Below are 17,227 nucleotides of genomic sequence, written 5' to 3'. Positions count from 1 at the left end.
GATGTGATCTAGGTATCGTCATGAACAATAAAGTGGTCAGGCAGTCGCTCGAGGCCAGCAATTAGCGCCTGTAAACATTGCGTGTCAATGGCAGTCCCTGTCTCCTCTTTCATGATCGAGAGGGCTTTTTTCATCGGAATAGGGCCACGATAGGGGCGCTCTGCAGTGATCGCATCGAAAATATCCGCGGTGGTGATAATGCGAGTGAGCAAAGAAATGTCATCGCTTTTGATACCTTCAGGGTACCCAGTACCATCGAGCTTTTCGTGATGAGCGCTGGCGAACTTGGCGAGGTGATCGAATTGGTGGATTTTCGATAAGATGGTTTTGCTCAGTGCTGCATGGCGTTTAACGTGCTCCCATTCGTCGTCATCCAGTTTTCCCGGTTTATCGAGCACATCATTGCTCACGCCGAGCTTGCCAATATCGTGCAGTAACGCGCCACGCTTTAGCCATTTTTTATCCTGTTCACTGATGCCAAGTTCATCAGCAATTAAGCTGGCGTAAACGGCCACGCGCTCGCTGTGCCCGGAGGTGAAAGGGCTTTTGGCATCAACAATGCGTCCGAAAGCCGCCGCAATGTCATCCAGATAGTCATCATCGACCCAGATACATGTGTCTGCCGGCGTCATCGACAGTACGTCTTCTTTTAATGCGGGGCTGTCCAGCTGCTGCCAAAACTGCGGATCGCGCGCTATCTGTAAAAAGGTGTCGACGAGCGTCGGATCAAACCAAGTACCGCGGCGGTTTTTTAGCTCGCTGAGTGCGGCGTCGACACCGGATTCGGTTCGGAAGACATCAATGACCTGTGTCATCAATGCGATGCGCGAAAACAAAGGGATCTGTTCGGCTTTTAACTGGTCAGGACGCCCTCCGCCATCATAGTGTTCATCCAGCGCATAGATGGCTTCAGCAACGGTTTCATTAAAACGCAAATCGCGTGCGACATCGGCACCGCGGGTACATCGTGTTTCAATCAGCTCTTGCGCATACATGTCACCGTTACGGATGATATCAAGTGTCGTCGAGAGCTTTTGCATGAAGCCGCGTTTGACGCCGGTATTTTTAAGTACAAAGTTGAGTACGCTGGACAAGCTACCATCGACAACTTTGTAGCTTTGTTTAAAGGCCAAGTCGTTGGTGAGGTAAAGCTCACAGATCCGTGCCGCATTGCTGCTGCAGCCCGCATCTTTTAGCAGCAACGTATAGAAAAGATCATGACGTTGTTGATCATCGAGCGCTAAGGCGTCAGCGAGTTTCATTCCTAACCACGTGCAGCGCATACAGTGCTCAGGAGGCTGCCCCTCCGTCATATCCAACGCGGTACTTAACGCCAAAATGAGCTCCGATAATTTCAACTGTGTGGCGCTGCTGGCTTGGGTGTGCATGTTATTCCTTATCCTTGATGCTCATCGCGACCGGATGGCAATGACCGACAGTTAGTGTGTCAGGCGACGAACGGTAGCAGAGACCTCTTCTGCGCCAGCATGAATATCGGTCATCACAGTATCGGCGGCGGTTACCTTTTTCTGTCCGAGCGAAGATTGTTCAGTGACTTTTGCCATCGCATCGCTTACCCCTTTGATCAGTTGTAGGTTTTCATCGACGACATCGGCAATTTCGGTGGTAGATTGGCTGGTACGTTGTGATAAACCGCGCACTTCATCTGCGACGACGGCAAAACCACGTCCTTGTTCGCCGGCGCGTGCGGCCTCAATCGCTGCATTCAATGCGAGGAGGTTGGTTTGTTCCGCGATCTGCTTAATGGTGGTCACGATGTTTTCGATACTTTGTGCGTGCTCACTCAATTGATTGACTTGATTCGCGGCTTCGCCCGCTTGGTCGGTCACGCTTTGTGATAAGGTCACGGCCTCTTGCAGCAGTGCACTGCCTTTTTCACTATCGCTAAGGGTTTGCTCTGACGAAGCTTGAGCGAGTTCAGCCGCTTGATTGACCGCTTGGTTTCGTTTCACCGTATCGGTGATGGCGGTAGCGAACTTGATCACCTGACGCACGTTTCCCTCCACATCAAAAACGGGATTATAGGTGGCTTCCAACCAAACCTCATTGCCATGTTTGTCTCGGCGCAGGTATTGCCCGGAGGTGAATTGTCCTCGAGCTAAATTCTCCCAAAAGTCAGGGTTTTCATCATAAAAGTCCTGATCACAGAAGAGGCGGTGATGCTGGCCTTTGATCTCGTGATCTTGGTAGCCTACCGCGGTGAGGAAGTTATCGTTGGCACGAATAATCGTGCCATCCGGTTCAAATTCAATCACCGCCAATGAGCGATTAATCGCCGCCAATATGGCTTCTTGTCGACGCGCATCCTGGTGCGGCTTGGTGACATCCGCGGCTAGCTTGCGAATACTGACTACCTTACCGTTGGCATCTTTAATGGGGACATAGGTCGCTTCCAGCCAAATCTCCGCGCCGGTCTGATGGCGGCGACGAAACACCCCTTTTTGTGACTTTCCTTGTGCGAGCGATTGCCAAAACTGCCGATAGCTTGATGCTTGGCTGGTTTCCTCGAAACAGACCGTGCGATGATGCTGTCCGATCACTTCATCGTAGGTGTAGCCGATGATATTTAGCAATTTGTCATTCACATCGGTAATAATGCCATCGGGTGTGAAGGTGATGGTCGCAATATGTGCTTGGATAGCATTGAGTTCTGCTTGGAGCGAGGCTTTTTCTGCTCGGCAGGTGTCCAGCTCTCGCTGCGTCTTTTTGAACATGACAGCAAACTTCCTTTTGTTCAGGTATTAATCATTGGTGCGCCATGTCGAATCGTTATAAGTTCGCGCACGCTGAGGAGTATAGCGCCTAGTGATGTCTCGCATGTGACATTGTCCCCAAATATATCGTGGTTTCCAGTATAAAAAACCATTTCTGTTGAGAGACTCGATGTTTATAAACCTCTCAATTGTGTATCTGTTTGTGTGTTTCCCCTTTCTTTTGCGTCTGTGAATACGTAATCTGTGTGACTTAGATCATGTTTAATCATAGCCGACTGTAACGTATCCATAACCTCTCCTTACATTTGCTTACAACTTCGCTTTTCTATTTTCAATAATTTCTGAAATTTCCAAATTTTCATTGATCCCCCGCAAAGAAACTCCGTATTATTTCTCAAAGGCACTGCGAGGGAGATCAAGATGGAGCTGTCACAAGAACTACGTAATGTGGTGATGCACTTTGGTGAAATGGGAAGTCGTTGGGGCTTTAACCGTTCGGTGGGCGAAATGCTGGCACTGATTGTTTTGAGTGAGCATCCACTGAGCGCAGACGACATTGTGTCGGCACTCAACATTTCTCGTGGCAATGTCAGTATGGCAACCAAAGAGCTGCAAGGCTGGCACTTGATCCGTTCGCAGCGCACCCCTGGAGATAGAAAGGACTACTTTGTGCCGAATGGCACTATCTGGGAATTGGCGCAGCAAGTTCTCGCCGAAAGGAAGAAGCGAGAAGTCGATCCTACCTTATCTATGCTGCGCTCACACTTTATGCGGAGTGAAGACGACGCAGAGAGTCACTCGGTTAAACAGTTGCACGAAATCCACGATCTCCTAGAGCTGTTTAACCACTGGTTTGACGATGTGCAGCAAATGAAACCTGAACATCTAAAAAACTTGATGAAGCTGGGTAGCAGTGTCGGCAAGCTTCTTGAGCTGTCCGGCAAGCTGTTTCACAGCAAATCCAACGAAGAATCGGGTAGTTAACCTCCTGAGGGTAATGTCATGTTAGATACATTAATGTTGTCGCGGATCCAGTTTGCGGCCAACATCAGTTTCCACATCCTGTTTCCCACCATCACGATAGCACTTGGGTGGATGCTGGTGTTTTTCAAGTTCCGGCACAACCGTACCGGTGAGCAAATCTGGTTGGATACCTACTATTTCTGGGTAAAAGTGTTCGCGCTCACGTTTGCGCTAGGGGTGGTGTCTGGGATCACCATGAGTTTCCAGTTCGGCACCAATTGGCCTGGCTTTATGGAAAAGGTCGGTAATATTGCCGGCCCACTGTTGGGTTATGAGGTGATGACCGCCTTTTTCATGGAGGCGACCTTCCTTGGCATTATGCTGTTTGGTAAAAATCGCGTCCCGAACTGGGTGCACACATTAGCGACGCTGCTGGTGGCGATTGGTACCACTATTTCTGCGTTCTGGATTTTGGTGCTGAACAGCTGGATGCATACGCCAACCGGTTTTGAAATCATCGATGGTGTGGTGCATCCAACCAGCTGGTTCGAGGTGATTTTTAATCCGTCCATGCCGTATCGTTTAAGCCATATGCTGCTGGCGTCTGGCCTGACGGCTTCTTTCTTGATCGCCGGTATTTCCGCCTACCAGAAGTTGAAATCGCCTAAATCAGGTGTGGCAGATAAACCATTAAAAGTAGGGATCACGGCTGCCGCCATCCTTATTCCCTTGCAAATTTTTGTCGGTGATATGCACGGTCTCAATACCCTTGAACATCAGCCGCAGAAAATTGCGGCCATGGAAGGGGTTTGGGAAACCGAGCAGGGTGCGCCTTTGCTGTTGTTTGCGGTACCCAATGAAGAAACACGTTCCAACGACTTTGAAGTTGGGATCCCGAATCTGGCGAGCTTGATTCTGACTCACCAACTCGACGGCGAGATTAAAGGGCTGGAAAGCTTTGACTATCATCCGCCGGTGAAGCCGTTGTTCTTTGGTTTCCGCATTATGGTCGGAGTGGGCGTATTGATGCTGCTGGTAAGTTGGTTTACAGCGTATCGCGTGTGGCGTAACCAGCCGATGCCTAAGTGGCACTTAATCGGCTTGGTCGCTATGACGTTTTCCGGTTGGGTGGCTACGCTTTCAGGCTGGTATGTGACGGAAATCGGTCGTCAGCCCTGGCTGGTGCAGGGGGTGCTTAAAACCGCCGATGCGGTCACTCCAGTCGCAAGCTCGCACGTGGGGATTACCCTAACCATTTACCTGACGCTCTACGCGGTGCTAATGGTGGCGTATATCCGCACCTTATTCTTTTTGGCGAAAAAACGCCTGCCTGAATATCAATCAGACAATCACGCTCAGCCTGAGAAAGAGGTGAACGTATGAGCATAACTCCTTATCTGCCTGAAATTTATCTGCTGCTGTTTGGCTTTTCGGTCTTCATGTATGCCGTACTTGACGGCTACGACCTTGGCGTCGGTATGCTGTTACCAAGCTGCAATCAGGCGCAGCGTGACCGTATGATTGCGTCAATTGGTCCCTTTTGGGATGCCAACGAAACCTGGCTGGTGTTGGCGGTGGGATTGTTGCTGATTGCTTTTCCAGCGGCCCACAGCATGATTTTGACTGAACTGTACCTGCCAACGTCTGTGATGCTAGCAGGGCTTATCTTGCGTGGTGTCTCTTTTGATTTTCGTGCCAAGGTGAAGCCAGAACGTAAAGATCTCTGGGACCGTTGTTTTAAAGCCGGGTCTTTTATCGCGTCAATGACGCAAGGCTACATGATTGGTCGCTATGTGTTGGCGTTTGATGACAGCACAGGCTCATATTTGTTTGCGCTATTAAGCGGCCTCTGTGTTACCGCAGCGTACATCTATATCGGCGGTACCTGGCTGGTGATGAAAACCGAGGGGGATTTGCAAAAACGTGCGGCTAAATGGTCACGTCGTGGCGGTTGGCTGGCAGCACTGGGGGTGTTAGCGATCAGTATTGTCAATCCTCTGGTCAGTGAGACAGTCGCAGCGCGTTGGTTTGGCTTCCCTGAAATTTTATTACTCGCACCCGTCCCATTGGTTTGTCTTGCTATCATGCTGCTTGTTGATCGCTACCTACGCCACGTACCGGTCGAAAACGATGTGGGATGCCAGTTCCCTTTCATTGGTGCAATTTTCCTATTCGCATTGAGTTTCTTTGGTCTCGCGTATAGCTTTTTCCCCGATATTATTCCTGGGGTGATGACAGCAAAAGAAGCGGCCAGTGCGCCGGGTACCTTATTGATTGTGGGCTATGGTGCCATGTTTGTCTTGCCCATGATCTTCTTGTATACCCTGTTTGTTTATCGTGTCTTCTCGGGGAAAGCGACAGAGCTTAACTACGAGTAAGGCGACGTTAACATCATCTATGAGGCGCTCAGGCTTTTTGACAGGCCTGAGCGCTTTTTTATGCCCTCCTTGTGGCTGGCCTTAAACGCGCTTCTATTAAGCGATGTCAAGGTTGCCTGTTATCGCTTCATGCATCACGCTGCGACGTCATAAAACTTGTCACCCTAAACATTTAGGGGGTTAACCATTACATCTCATTTATTTGTCGTCCGTTTAGTACGACGCTTTCCTCTCTTTATCTTATTGTGACGATCCGTGCCTAACTACCACTTGTGGCTAATTAGTAGCGATATTCCTCTAATGTGCCGTATTTTGCTGTTATCTTTTTATTGTTATGTGGGCGGCACGTCTCGGTCGTCGAGACAATGAAGCGTTTTTCTTCTTTATGCCCCTTATTAAAGCCAGCTTTTAGGGTTTGGTAAGGCGGTTTTTTACACGATTTGCTCACAAATAGTGCTATCAGCACAAAATATTAGGTCTGGAATCAGTCAGGGTAAAATTGACCTAAATCATTGTTTTATATTTATCTAGCTGTTTTTTGGTAGGGGTGGGTGTAGCAAATTGGTTAAAAATAATGTTTGAGATCTAAAGATTAGCGTGTAAGATTATCTTTAACTAATCGTTCAATTAAAAACGAATGGGAGACGAAATGCCTAAGGTAGGGATGCCGGAAGTACGAAAACCGCAACTTGTTAGAGCCACCATGACGGTGATTGGTCGAGTGGGGCTACATGCGGCAAGTATTTCTCTGATTAGTAAGGAAGCCGGCGTATCGACAGGCATTATCAACCACTACTTCGGTGGTAAGCATGGCTTGCTGGAAGAAACGATGCGCGTGGTATTGCGCGAGCTTTCAGCCACTGTGATCGGCGCATTAAAAGAAATTCCGCGTCATCACCACCAGGCGCGTATTAACGCGATTATTAATGCCAACTTTGAAGGTTTTCAGGCCAAATCTGATGTGGTTAAAACCTGGTTGGCGTTCTGGTCTTATGCCATGCATGACAACGAGTTACATCGTTTACAACGCGTGAACGAGAAGCGCTTGCTGTCACATTTGCGCATTGAACTTCGCGCACTATTGCCAGAAGAGCAGGCTGCGATGGTTGCTCAGGGGATTGCCGCATTGATTGATGGTATCTGGTTGCGTGGTGCATTGAACCCTAAAGGTATTGATGCCAACAACGCACGCACCATTATCAATGACTATTTGGATAAGCAACTGACCTTTTATGGTCGTCCTCAGAGCTAAGCCTCAACAGAGCCTTACATGCACACTCGAACAGAAAAGAATTCAGGATTAATCATGGATGCGAAAACGCTTTTTATTAACGGTCAGCTTACCTCCGCAACAAGCGGTGAGCAGTTTGCAACGGTAAACCCAGCAACGGGCGAGACACTGGCGCAAATTGGCCAAGCCTCGGCAGACGATGTGCAAGCTGCGGTGGATGCCGCTAAGCAAGGTTTTGCGGTTTGGTCACGTATGACGGCCATGGAGCGTAGCCGTATTTTGCTTAAAGCCGTTGCGTTGTTACGTGAACGTAATGATGAGCTAGCCAAACTGGAAGTACTAGATACCGGTAAACCGATGCAAGAAGCGGTAGAGGTTGACGTGGTGACGGGCGCGGATGCGATTGAGTACTTTGCTAACTTGGTACCATCAATGCAAGGTGAGCAGCAACCGCTTTCTGACAACCAATTCTTCTACACCCGCCGTGAGCCACTGGGTGTGTGTGCAGGCATTGGTGCATGGAACTATCCGATTCAAATTGCCATGTGGAAGTCAGCACCTGCCTTAGCCGCGGGTAATGCCATGGTTTTCAAACCCTCGGAAGAAACACCGCTGACCGCACTGAAACTGGCAGAGATCTTTGCAGAAGCGGGTATGCCTGCCGGTGTCTTTAATGTGGTGCAGGGTGATTATCGTGTGGGTCAAATGCTGACGGCACATCCTGAGATTGCCAAAGTATCGTTTACCGGTGAAGTGGGCACGGGCAAAACCGTGATGGGTGACGCCGCGAAGACCCTGAAATCAGTCACGATGGAACTAGGCGGTAAATCGCCATGTATCGTGTTTGATGATGCCGACCTGGACAACGCGGTATCCGCAGCAATGGTGGCAAACTTCTACACCCAGGGTGAAGTGTGTACGCACGGTACACGTGTGTTTGTTCATGACAGCATCTATGACCGCTTTATTGAACAGCTTAAACATCGTACTGAAAAGCTTGTTATCGGTGACCCAACCGACATGAACACGCAAATTGGGGCGCTGATCTCAACCGATCACCTTGAGAAAGTGATGACGGCTATCGAGACCGCAAAACAAAGCGGCGCGACCTTGCTCTCTGGGGGGTATCGCGTGACTGAGAATGGTCTCGACAAGGGGAACTTTGTTGCCCCAACCATCTTTACTGACTGTGATGACAGTATGGCGCATGTCCGTGACGAGATCTTTGGTCCTGTGATGTCGGTGCTGCGTTTCTCTGACGAGGAAGAAGTGGTAGCACGTGCCAACAATACTCACTATGGCCTGGCGGCTGGTGTCTTCACCCAAAACCTATCGCGTGCACATCGCATTATTCATCAACTCGAAGCGGGTATTTGCTGGGTCAACACCTGGGGCGATTCGCCGGCTGAAATGCCTGTCGGTGGCTATAAGCATTCAGGGGTAGGGCGTGAAAATGGTGTCGAAACCCTCACGCATTATACCCAAACCAAGAGTGTGTTGATCGAGCTTGGCGACTTCGCCAGCCCTTACGCCTAATTTCTAACGGAGCGACCAATATGTCACAACGCTACGATTATATTATCGTCGGCGCGGGTTCGGCCGGCTGTGCATTGGCTGATCGGCTGACCGAGTCAGGCCAACATCAAGTGTTATTGCTGGAAGCCGGTGGTACCGATAAGAGCATTTTTATTCAGATGCCAACGGCGCTATCGATCCCGATGAATACCAAACGCTACGCGTGGCAGTTTGAATCTTTGCCTGAGCCAGGCCTTGACGGCCGCCAACTGCATTGTCCACGTGGCAAAGTGCTGGGTGGAAGCTCATCGATTAATGGCATGGTGTATGTCCGCGGTCACGCTTGTGACTTTGAAGAGTGGGTTGAGCACGGTGCTAACGGTTGGGATTACGCGAGCTGTTTGCCGTACTTTAAGCGCGCAGAAACCTGGTCTGGCGGTGCCGATACTTACCGTGGCGGTCAGGGGCCTGTGGGCACATGTAACGGTAACGACATGAAGCTCAACCCGCTGTATCAAGCCTTTATTGATGCGGGTGTCGAAGCAGGCTATCCCGAAACCAACGATTACAACGGTTATCAGCAAGAGGGCTTTGGCCCTATGCACATGACCGTCGATAAGGGCGTGCGTGCTTCTACGTCGAACGCTTATCTGCGCCGCGCGCTGAAGCGCAGCAACCTGACCTTGAAAAAAGGTGTGGTCACCCGCCGCATCTTGTTGGAAGGCAAGCGCGCGGTGGGCGTGGAATTTGAAAAAGGCGGCAACATCGAGCATGTGATGGCCGACAAAGAAGTCATTTCGAGTGCGGGTTCAGTGGGATCGCCACAGCTGCTGCAGTTATCAGGGATTGGTTCACGTGATGTGCTCGAGAAAGCTGGCGTAGACGTTAAGCATGAACTGCCGGGTGTGGGTGAAAACCTGCAAGATCACCTCGAGGTCTACTTCCAGTTCCACTGCAAACAGCCTATTACGCTTAATAGCAAGCTGGGCCTTATCAGCAAAGGCATGATTGGTACTGAGTGGATCTTAACCCGTAAGGGGCTGGGGGCCACCAACCACTTTGAGTCATGCGCTTTTATTCGCTCTCGTGAAGGATTGAAGTGGCCGAACGTTCAGTATCATTTCTTGCCTGCAGCGATGCGCTATGACGGCAAAGCCGCGTTTGATGGCCATGGTTTTCAGGTACACGTCGGCCCGAACAAACCAGAGAGCCGCGGCCACGTTCGGATCAAATCAGCCGATCCGCACGATAAGCCGTCAATCTTATTTAACTACATTACCACCGAGCAAGATCGCCAAGACTGGCGCGATACCATCCGTTTGACCCGTGAAATCATGGCGCAAAACGCGATGGATACCTTCCGCGGCGATGAAATTCAGCCGGGCAATGATGTTCAGTCTGATGAAGCGATTGACCGTTGGGTGAAAGACAACGTGGAAAGCGCGTATCACCCCTCGTGTACTTGCAAAATGGGCGCCGACGATGACGCATTGGCTGTGCTTGATGAGCAGTGCCGTGTGCGTGGAATTCAAGGGTTGCGGGTGGTGGACTCGTCTGTCTTCCCGACAATCCCTAACGGCAACCTAAATGCCCCAACCATCATGGTAGCGGAGCGCGCCGCTGACATGATCCTTGAAAAGCCACTCTTGCCTGCCGAGCAGGTGCCAGTATGGATTGCGGCTGAGTGGCAGCACAAGCAACGCAATCAAAACGCGCAGAGTGATGATGCCACCGCCGGTGAGCACACACTAGAAACTAATCAGTAAGCATTACAAGGAAACTAAGATGTCAATGAATAAACGTAAAACCAGCAAAACTCTGATGACCGCAGTCGGTTTGAGCTCAATGGTCGCTTTTAGCGCCGCCGCTAATCAGTGTGAGACAGTCCGCTTTTCGGATATCGGTTGGACAGACGTGACCTCAACGACTGCCATCACTACTGAAGTGCTGAAAGGCATGGGTTACGAGACACAAACCGATCTATTGTCTTTGCCGGTAACCTTCTCATCACTTGCGTCGGGCGACATCGACGTATTCCTCGGTAACTGGATGCCTACGCAAACAGGCGATATCAAAAAGTATCTTGACGAAGGCTCGATCGACAGCGTTCGCGCCAACCTGACAGGTGCCAAATATACCCTCGCCGTGCCTAAGTATGTTTACGATGCGGGTGTTACTAGCGTCGCAGATATCGCGAAATACGCTGACAAGTTCGACTCACGCATTTATGGCATTGAGCCAGGTAACGACGGTAACCGCCAGATCCAGAAAATGATCGATACCGATGATTTCAACCTGGGTGACTTCCGTCTTATCGAATCCAGTGAAGCTGGCATGGTGTCTCAGGTGTCTCGTGCCGTTCGTCGTGACAAGTGGGTTGCCTTCCTCGGTTGGGCCCCGCACCCAATGAACAGCAACTTTGATATGAAATACCTATCTGGTGCGGACGAGTACTTTGGTCCTAACTATGGCGGTGCCACGGTTCATACCAACGTACGTAGCGGCTATGTTGAGCAGTGTGCGAACGTCGGTCAAATGCTTGAGCAACTTGAGTTCAGCCTCAAGATGGAAAACGAAATGATGGGCAAAATCCTTAATGACGGAGAGAAGCCTCAGGCCGCGGCACGCGAGTGGTTGCGTAATAACCCAAGTGTGCTGAACAAGTGGCTGGACGGCGTGACCACCGTTGATGGTGAGAACGCGGTTGAAGCGGTCACTGAGTACCTGAAAAAGACTGAAGCGTAAATAAAAAAGTGTAGAAGGAGAGGGCGGTGTTAACGCCGCCCCTAAGGTTTTATTGTGAATATTATTACAGATAACAAGATCCCACTCGGTCAATGGATGGAAAATGGTGTTGACTGGCTAACCATGAACGCCGCCGGCTTTTTTGATGCGATCTCAATTGGCTTAGATACGACCATCACACTATTAGTCGACATTTTTAAATGGATGCCAGCGGCAGGGCCGATCATTATGACAGCCGCCTTAGCATGGTACCTGCAGCGTCGAATTTCCATCGTGATCTTTGTTGTGAGTGCGCTCTTGTTGATCCTCAACCTGGGCTACTGGCAAGAGATGCTGGAAACCTTTGTTCTGGTATTTGCCGCGACAACGATTTCCGTATTAATTGGCATACCGCTTGGGATAATGGCCGCGCATCGGCCCTTGGTGTACACCATTATGCGGCCCTTATTGGACTTGATGCAGACGGTGCCGCCGTTTGTGTACTTGATCCCAACCTTGGTGCTGTTCGGTTTGGGCATTGTCCCAGGTCTGATTTCAACCATCATTTTTGCTATTGCGGCGCCGATTCGTTTGACGTATCTCGGCATTACCCGTGTACCGGAAGAGTTGGTAGAGGCAGGACGCGCATTTGGTGCTAACCGTATGAAACTACTGTTTAAAGTGGAGCTTCCTGCGGCACTGCCTAGCATTATGACGGGTGTGACTCAGTGCATTATGTTGTCACTGTCGATGGTGGTGATCGCGGCGCTGGTAGGTGCTGACGGCCTCGGTAAACCAGTGGTTCGTGCACTGAATACCGTCAACATTTCTCAGGGTTTTGAAGCGGGTCTGGCGATTGTATTGGTAGCCATCATTCTTGACCGCCTGTGTAAAGCACCAAATCAAGGCAACGAATAAGGGGGAAACCATGGACGCAATCGCAATTAAAAATTTAGACGTGGTGTTTGGCGACAATGTTAAGCCAGCACTGGATCTGCTTGATGACGGATTAAGCCGCTCAGAGATTATCGAGAAGACCGGTCAAGTTGTGGGCGTGGACAATGTCTCACTCAATGTGAAAGAAGGTGAAATCTGTGTCTTGATGGGTTTATCAGGCTCAGGTAAATCGAGCCTACTGCGCGCCGTGAATGGATTGAACCCCATCAGCCGCGGTAGTCTTGAAGTCCGTGATGGCAACAGAATGGTCGACATGGCAACAGTTGACTCGCAAACGCTTCGCCACCTTCGTACTAACCGTGCATCTATGGTGTTTCAAAAGTTTGCACTTATGCCTTGGATGACAGTGGTTGATAACGTCGCCTTTGGCCTAGAAATGAAAGGTATCAGCAAGAAAGAGCGTCGTCGACAAGCGCTGGAAAAGCTAGAAATGGTCGGGTTGGACGACTGGGCTTATCAATACCCGCATGAGCTGTCTGGTGGTATGCAGCAGCGCGTTGGCTTGGCCCGTGCGTTCGCGATGGACAGTGATATTCTACTGATGGATGAACCTTTCTCGGCACTGGATCCTCTGATCCGTGCGCAGCTACAAGATGAGTTGCTAGAGTTGCAGAAAAAGCTCAACAAAACGATTTTGTTTGTGAGCCATGATTTGGACGAAGCCCTGAAAATTGGTAATAACATTGCCATTATGGAATCAGGCCAGCTTATTCAACATGGTAAGCCTGAAGACATTGTGCTGCGTCCTGAGACGGATTACGTGCGTGACTTTGTTGCTCATACTAATCCATTGAACGTGTTGAAAGGGCGTTCGATGATGAAATCTGTTGACGACTTACCTCATGTCGACAACCGTTGGAAAGTGTGTGAGCAGCGTGATATTTGGGTCACCGCAGAGCAGGGCGGTCGTTTGTCAGCCGCTGCAGGCTCACAGCCCTTACGAGTCGTTGAATGGCAAAAAGACGTTCAAGATCTGTCACAAGTTGGAGACGACACCATTGTGGTTGCCTCGCCTGACATCGAAATGCGTGATGCGATTGAAATTCGCTATCACACTGTTAAGCCGGTGTTACTCATCGAAGAAGGGAAACTGGTTGGTACCTTATCTGACCATGACTTCTACCACGCGCTGTTAGGTAAGTTTCAACAAAAGTGCACTGATAAAGCGGCGTGACATTCGGTGTATGATTTGTCTATAGACAGATGAATAAAACAGCCTGCTCCAAGAGCAGGCTGTTTTTTTTACGTATCTATGTGTGTACCGAGGTTTGGTGCCTCACTCATATCGCCTCACGAGCGACCTTGTTGAGCGAGACGGACAAAGTACTAGGGCATTATCACGGTATCAATCACATGAATAACGCCGTTGGAGGTCATGATATCGGGCTTGACGACGGTAGCGTTATCGATTTTGACATCCCCGTACGATGTTTTGATCATTACGTCACTGCCTTGCACTGTGGTCGCGGAAGACATTCCCATCACTTGCTCTGCCGTTACTTTTCCAGGGACGACGTGGTAGGTCAGGATCTCGGTGAGTTTGTCTTTGTTTTCTGGCTTGAGTAGGGTGTCCACCGTGCCGTCAGGTAACTTATCGAAAGCCGCGTTCGTGGGGGCAAAGACGGTAAACGGGCCCTCTCCTTTCAATGTATCAACAAGGTCCGCGGCTTTAACGGCTGCCACCAATGTTGAAAAGTCGTCATTTTTCATTGCTGTATCAACAATGTCATGCTCACCTTTGTGGTGGGCAGCGACGGCGCTTCCCATCCCAACCAGCAATGTCGCAGTGATGGCTAATTTCGTGATCGTGCGTGTTAACATCATCGTTCTCCCTTTTGCGTTCGTTTCCCCACCCAATAAGTTGCCTTATTACAACCCTTGGTGACGACTTGGGAAGTATCAACTTGTTGCAAGGGTGAAAACGAGGACGGAAGCGAAGTCGATCACTGGTAAGGAGAATATTCCCCATCTTCCTCTTTTCTACGCCTAATAACCGCCGTCGTCTTGTGAAATTTTTCGAACGAGTCATTCATATTATTGTGATTGTCGTCACGGTCTGTCAGGCGTAACCTCATTCTCGTTCCACGGCAATAACGCAATGACAATGTCGAACCGTGATTGCGCCTTGATGAGTCTCTGGAGACAGATTTTTAGAAATGGAGACATTGAGGTGACAAATCACCGGCACAATTTGCGTTTAATAGCTGTCAACCCATTACGAAAGAGGAAACAAACCATGAAAAAACTTGCTGCAATCTTTGCCCTAACGTTCGCTTCAACGTCTGTCATGGCTGGTGGTCTGAACCTCGATGTAGACCCTGCAGAAGGGGGCGCTTGGGTAACGGTCACTGAACAAGGCCAAGCGGTAAAAGGCGCTAAAGTCGCCAATGAGTCGGGTCTTGATGCGAAGGTAACGGATGAGTCTGGTCGTGTATTTATCCATGCTCAGAACCAAAACAGCCGCTCAATCAACTTTGTGGCTAGCACCGATCAAGGTGAGCGTGTAGAGCAAGCCGCATTCATCAAAGGCGACCACAGCTAAAAGACGCGCGATTGCGTTCAAGCCGCCATTAACAATGGCGGTGCCGATAAAAAGAGAGCAGGTTTGCTCTCTTTTTTTGTCACTGTTTAGGTTGGCAGTAGCCAATTTTTTAATTGATGTAGAGAGTCAACTTGGTGTGTCGGCGCAATATCTTCAGGGACTGGGGTATTATCGACATTTAGCCAACACGTATCGATGCCGGCTTGCATGCCACCGAGAACGTCAGAATGTGGGTTATCACCCACCATCAAGATTTTCTCTTTAGGCGGATGCCCCATTTTTTCAAACGCATGTTCAAAGATACGTGGGTCAGGCTTAGCGACACCGACCTGCTCAGAAATGACTAACGTAGAGATCGCCGCCTTCAATCCTGTTTTTTCTAAACGAATATCTTGTAAAGCCGTAAACCCGTTGGTGATGATACCAATATGAGCATGCGGGGAAATGGCGTCGATGAGTTCCCGAGCCCCTGGTAATGGTTCACAGATGTCTGCCATGGCATCTAAAAACCCTTGGTTTAAGGAAGATGGGGCGACGTTTAAGCGCTTTCCCCAGTCCGTAAAGCGTTCGGTCTGTAGAGTCTGGGCATCAATTTCCCCATTTTGATACTGTACCCACAGTGGTTTATTGCGTGCGGAGTATTCGGCAAACGCCTGCTGGTCAAAATCGACATCGTAATGCGAGAACAGACGTTGTAAGCCGGAGAACGCATCAAAGTGAAACAAGGTCTCGTCGGCATCGAATAAAACCCATGGGTATCGCATGTTATTACATCTCTTTACGTGAAGTTAACTAAGTGTAACAGAGTGCCAGTGCGGTTTTCGAGTCCATTTTTGTTTACTCACCGTCCATGGTGAGAAACAGAGTGAGTAGTCGCGAGCGAATACGCTAGGGGAATGACAAGGAAAGGTAGAGACCTGCCAGGGTCGCACTCATCAGGTTGGCGAGTGTCGCCGCGAGAATGGCTCGCATACCGAGTGTCGCAATATCGCCCCGGCGTTCGGGTACGATGCCGCCTAGGCCTCCCATCAGCATGGCAATGGAGGTCAAGTTGGCAAAACCACACAGCGCAAACGTCACGATAGCTTGACTGTGGGCGGATAATTGGCCTTTTAAGTTCATAAAATCGGCAAAAGCAACAAACTCGTTCACCGCGATTTTTTTACCGATCAAGGTGCCTGCGGTCATGGCTTCATGCCAAGGAATGCCAATTAACCAAGCCACCGGCGCGAACAGGTAGCCAAACAGCCATTCAAGGCTTAGCTGAGGCAGGTTCAAAAGAGGACCAAGCTTACCTAACCCACCATTGATGAGCGCAATCATACTGATCACGGCCAATAAACTGGCACCCACTGCCATGGCGATTTGTAAGCCACTTAAGGCGCCTTGCGTGCCGGCATCAATCAGGTTCACTGGTTTGTCCTGTGTGTCTTGCACTGATTGATGTTGCGTCGGGGTCATCGGTGTTTCGGTTTGTGGCACGATGATCTTGGCCATCATGAGTCCTGCCGGTGCCGACATAAACGCCGCCGCAATAAGGTACTTCATTTCGACACCGAGCCCTGCATAGCCTACCATGGTGCCGCCAGCCACTGAGGCGAGCCCGCCCACCATGACAGCAAACAGCTCTGAGCGTGTCATAGCAGCAAGAAAAGGCCGAACAACCAGCGGCGCTTCAACAGAGCCAACAAAAATATTGGCGGTGGCAGACATTGATTCTGTACGCGACGTGCCGAGTACACGTCGTAGTAGTCCACCAATCAGGCTAATGACCCATGTCATGACCCCAATGTGGTACAGCACGGCGATCAGTGCAGAGAAAAAAACGATGGTGGGCAATACATTAAAGGCGAATATAAAACCGAGTTTGAATTTAGCGAGATCGCCAAAGAGGAACTCTGCGCCTATGTCACCAAAGCTGATGATCGCAGAGACGGTGTCAGACGCGTTGGCCAAAATACGCTGGCCAAGGGGAACCGAGATGATAAAGCCAGCAAAGACGATTTGTATGAGGAATGCACCGCCAACGGTGCGCCAGTTAATCGCGGATCGATTTTCAGAAAAACCCATCGCGATAAGAAAGAGGACGCTAATCCCCAACAGGCCAATGCCAAACTGCATGATGTTGCTCCGCAAACGTTAAACTTGAGATGGAAAACGATTGCGGCGGTATTGTACGTGG

General features: G+C 49.9%; 15 protein-coding genes. 10 read left to right on the top strand and 5 right to left on the bottom strand.

The genetic code is table 11. The features are described from left to right. Window positions 1-8 precede the first annotated feature (8 nt). Together BZG72_RS01645 and BZG72_RS16500 are read right to left on the bottom strand one after the other, a co-directional pair. Window positions 9-1,388, bottom strand: coding sequence for an HD-GYP domain-containing protein (locus tag BZG72_RS01645; RefSeq protein WP_077605893.1), 1,380 nt, complete (start codon window positions 1,386-1,388; stop codon window positions 9-11). Window positions 1,389-1,439: 51 nt separating this feature from the next. Next, the gene (locus tag BZG72_RS16500) at window positions 1,440-2,735 is read right to left on the bottom strand and encodes a methyl-accepting chemotaxis protein (protein WP_077665934.1); all 1,296 of its coding nucleotides are present in this window, start codon (window positions 2,733-2,735) and stop codon (window positions 1,440-1,442) included. A gap of 420 nt (window positions 2,736-3,155) precedes the next feature. Between BZG72_RS16500 and BZG72_RS01635 the strand changes: the two genes are divergently transcribed. From BZG72_RS01635 to choV, 9 genes are all read left to right on the top strand, one after another. Continuing rightward, window positions 3,156-3,719: a GbsR/MarR family transcriptional regulator gene (locus BZG72_RS01635; protein ID WP_046073610.1), complete on the top strand. Its 564-nt coding sequence runs from the start codon at window positions 3,156-3,158 to the stop codon at window positions 3,717-3,719. 18 nt (window positions 3,720-3,737) lie between these two features. Further along, window positions 3,738-5,081: a cytochrome ubiquinol oxidase subunit I gene (locus BZG72_RS01630; RefSeq protein ID WP_046073609.1), complete on the top strand. Its 1,344-nt coding sequence runs from the start codon at window positions 3,738-3,740 to the stop codon at window positions 5,079-5,081. Next, window positions 5,078-6,076, top strand: coding sequence for a cytochrome d ubiquinol oxidase subunit II (gene cydB, locus BZG72_RS01625; RefSeq protein ID WP_077665933.1), 999 nt, complete (start codon window positions 5,078-5,080; stop codon window positions 6,074-6,076). Before BZG72_RS01630 ends, cydB begins: the two co-directional genes overlap by 4 nt. A gap of 649 nt (window positions 6,077-6,725) precedes the next feature. Further along, a complete protein-coding gene (gene betI, locus BZG72_RS01620; protein ID WP_046073607.1) occupies window positions 6,726-7,328 on the top strand; it encodes a transcriptional regulator BetI in 603 nt (200 codons plus the stop codon). 54 nt (window positions 7,329-7,382) lie between these two features. Further along, window positions 7,383-8,843 carry a betaine-aldehyde dehydrogenase gene (betB, locus tag BZG72_RS01615; RefSeq protein WP_077578521.1) on the top strand — a complete coding sequence of 487 codons (1,461 nt, stop codon included), beginning with the start codon at window positions 7,383-7,385 and terminating at the stop codon, window positions 8,841-8,843. 20 nt (window positions 8,844-8,863) lie between these two features. Beyond that, on the top strand, window positions 8,864-10,588 hold the full coding sequence (betA, locus tag BZG72_RS01610) for a choline dehydrogenase (protein ID WP_077665932.1): 1,725 nt from the start codon (window positions 8,864-8,866) through the stop codon (window positions 10,586-10,588). A 19-nt stretch (window positions 10,589-10,607) separates the two neighbouring features. After that, window positions 10,608-11,567: a choline ABC transporter substrate-binding protein gene (locus BZG72_RS01605; protein ID WP_046073604.1), complete on the top strand. Its 960-nt coding sequence runs from the start codon at window positions 10,608-10,610 to the stop codon at window positions 11,565-11,567. Window positions 11,568-11,621: 54 nt separating this feature from the next. Beyond that, entirely contained in the window at window positions 11,622-12,464 is an 843-nt protein-coding gene (choW, locus tag BZG72_RS01600; RefSeq protein WP_046073603.1) for a choline ABC transporter permease subunit, read from the top strand. A gap of 10 nt (window positions 12,465-12,474) precedes the next feature. Then, the gene (choV, locus tag BZG72_RS01595; RefSeq protein WP_077665931.1) at window positions 12,475-13,677 is read left to right on the top strand and encodes a choline ABC transporter ATP-binding protein; all 1,203 of its coding nucleotides are present in this window, start codon (window positions 12,475-12,477) and stop codon (window positions 13,675-13,677) included. A 152-nt stretch (window positions 13,678-13,829) separates the two neighbouring features. On the opposite strand, the gene BZG72_RS01590 is transcribed toward choV, so the two are convergent. Next, window positions 13,830-14,324, bottom strand: coding sequence for a fasciclin domain-containing protein (locus tag BZG72_RS01590; protein WP_077578519.1), 495 nt, complete (start codon window positions 14,322-14,324; stop codon window positions 13,830-13,832). 415 nt (window positions 14,325-14,739) lie between these two features. Here BZG72_RS01590 and BZG72_RS01585 point away from each other — a divergent pair, with 415 nt between their 5' ends. After that, window positions 14,740-15,045: a hypothetical protein gene (locus BZG72_RS01585; RefSeq protein ID WP_077605900.1), complete on the top strand. Its 306-nt coding sequence runs from the start codon at window positions 14,740-14,742 to the stop codon at window positions 15,043-15,045. Between the two features lie 86 nt (window positions 15,046-15,131). Here BZG72_RS01585 and yjjG read toward each other — a convergent pair whose 3' ends face one another. Together yjjG and BZG72_RS01575 are read right to left on the bottom strand one after the other, a co-directional pair. Continuing rightward, on the bottom strand, window positions 15,132-15,809 hold the full coding sequence (gene yjjG / locus BZG72_RS01580) for a pyrimidine 5'-nucleotidase (protein WP_077665930.1): 678 nt from the start codon (window positions 15,807-15,809) through the stop codon (window positions 15,132-15,134). Window positions 15,810-15,933: 124 nt separating this feature from the next. Further along, window positions 15,934-17,166 (bottom strand): NupC/NupG family nucleoside CNT transporter, encoded by a 1,233-nt coding sequence (locus tag BZG72_RS01575; protein ID WP_077665929.1) that lies wholly within the window; start codon window positions 17,164-17,166, stop codon window positions 15,934-15,936. Between the last annotated feature and the right edge of the window lie 61 nt (window positions 17,167-17,227).

The sequence above is a fragment of the Salinivibrio sp. PR6 genome (assembly GCF_001995955.1).
In the GTDB taxonomy this organism is placed as follows: domain Bacteria; phylum Pseudomonadota; class Gammaproteobacteria; order Enterobacterales; family Vibrionaceae; genus Salinivibrio; species Salinivibrio siamensis.
Note: the sequence above shows the minus strand (reverse complement) of the source record. Positions and strands in the feature narration are given on the sequence as shown.

What these genes read in the sequence shown, in the direction of transcription:
- BZG72_RS01645 (WP_077605893.1), bottom strand. Translation starts at nt 1,388, where the DNA reads ATGCACACCCAAGCCAGCAGCGCCACACAGTTGAAATTATCGGAGCTC.
- BZG72_RS16500 (WP_077665934.1), bottom strand. Translation starts at nt 2,735, where the DNA reads ATGTTCAAAAAGACGCAGCGAGAGCTGGACACCTGCCGAGCAGAAAAA.
- BZG72_RS01635 (WP_046073610.1), top strand. Translation starts at nt 3,156, where the DNA reads ATGGAGCTGTCACAAGAACTACGTAATGTGGTGATGCACTTTGGTGAA.
- BZG72_RS01630 (WP_046073609.1), top strand. Translation starts at nt 3,738, where the DNA reads ATGTTAGATACATTAATGTTGTCGCGGATCCAGTTTGCGGCCAACATC.
- cydB (WP_077665933.1), top strand. Translation starts at nt 5,078, where the DNA reads ATGAGCATAACTCCTTATCTGCCTGAAATTTATCTGCTGCTGTTTGGC.
- betI (WP_046073607.1), top strand. Translation starts at nt 6,726, where the DNA reads ATGCCTAAGGTAGGGATGCCGGAAGTACGAAAACCGCAACTTGTTAGA.
- betB (WP_077578521.1), top strand. Translation starts at nt 7,383, where the DNA reads ATGGATGCGAAAACGCTTTTTATTAACGGTCAGCTTACCTCCGCAACA.
- betA (WP_077665932.1), top strand. Translation starts at nt 8,864, where the DNA reads ATGTCACAACGCTACGATTATATTATCGTCGGCGCGGGTTCGGCCGGC.
- BZG72_RS01605 (WP_046073604.1), top strand. Translation starts at nt 10,608, where the DNA reads ATGTCAATGAATAAACGTAAAACCAGCAAAACTCTGATGACCGCAGTC.
- choV (WP_077665931.1), top strand. Translation starts at nt 12,475, where the DNA reads ATGGACGCAATCGCAATTAAAAATTTAGACGTGGTGTTTGGCGACAAT.
- BZG72_RS01590 (WP_077578519.1), bottom strand. Translation starts at nt 14,324, where the DNA reads ATGTTAACACGCACGATCACGAAATTAGCCATCACTGCGACATTGCTG.
- BZG72_RS01585 (WP_077605900.1), top strand. Translation starts at nt 14,740, where the DNA reads ATGAAAAAACTTGCTGCAATCTTTGCCCTAACGTTCGCTTCAACGTCT.
- yjjG (WP_077665930.1), bottom strand. Translation starts at nt 15,809, where the DNA reads ATGCGATACCCATGGGTTTTATTCGATGCCGACGAGACCTTGTTTCAC.
- BZG72_RS01575 (WP_077665929.1), bottom strand. Translation starts at nt 17,166, where the DNA reads ATGCAGTTTGGCATTGGCCTGTTGGGGATTAGCGTCCTCTTTCTTATC.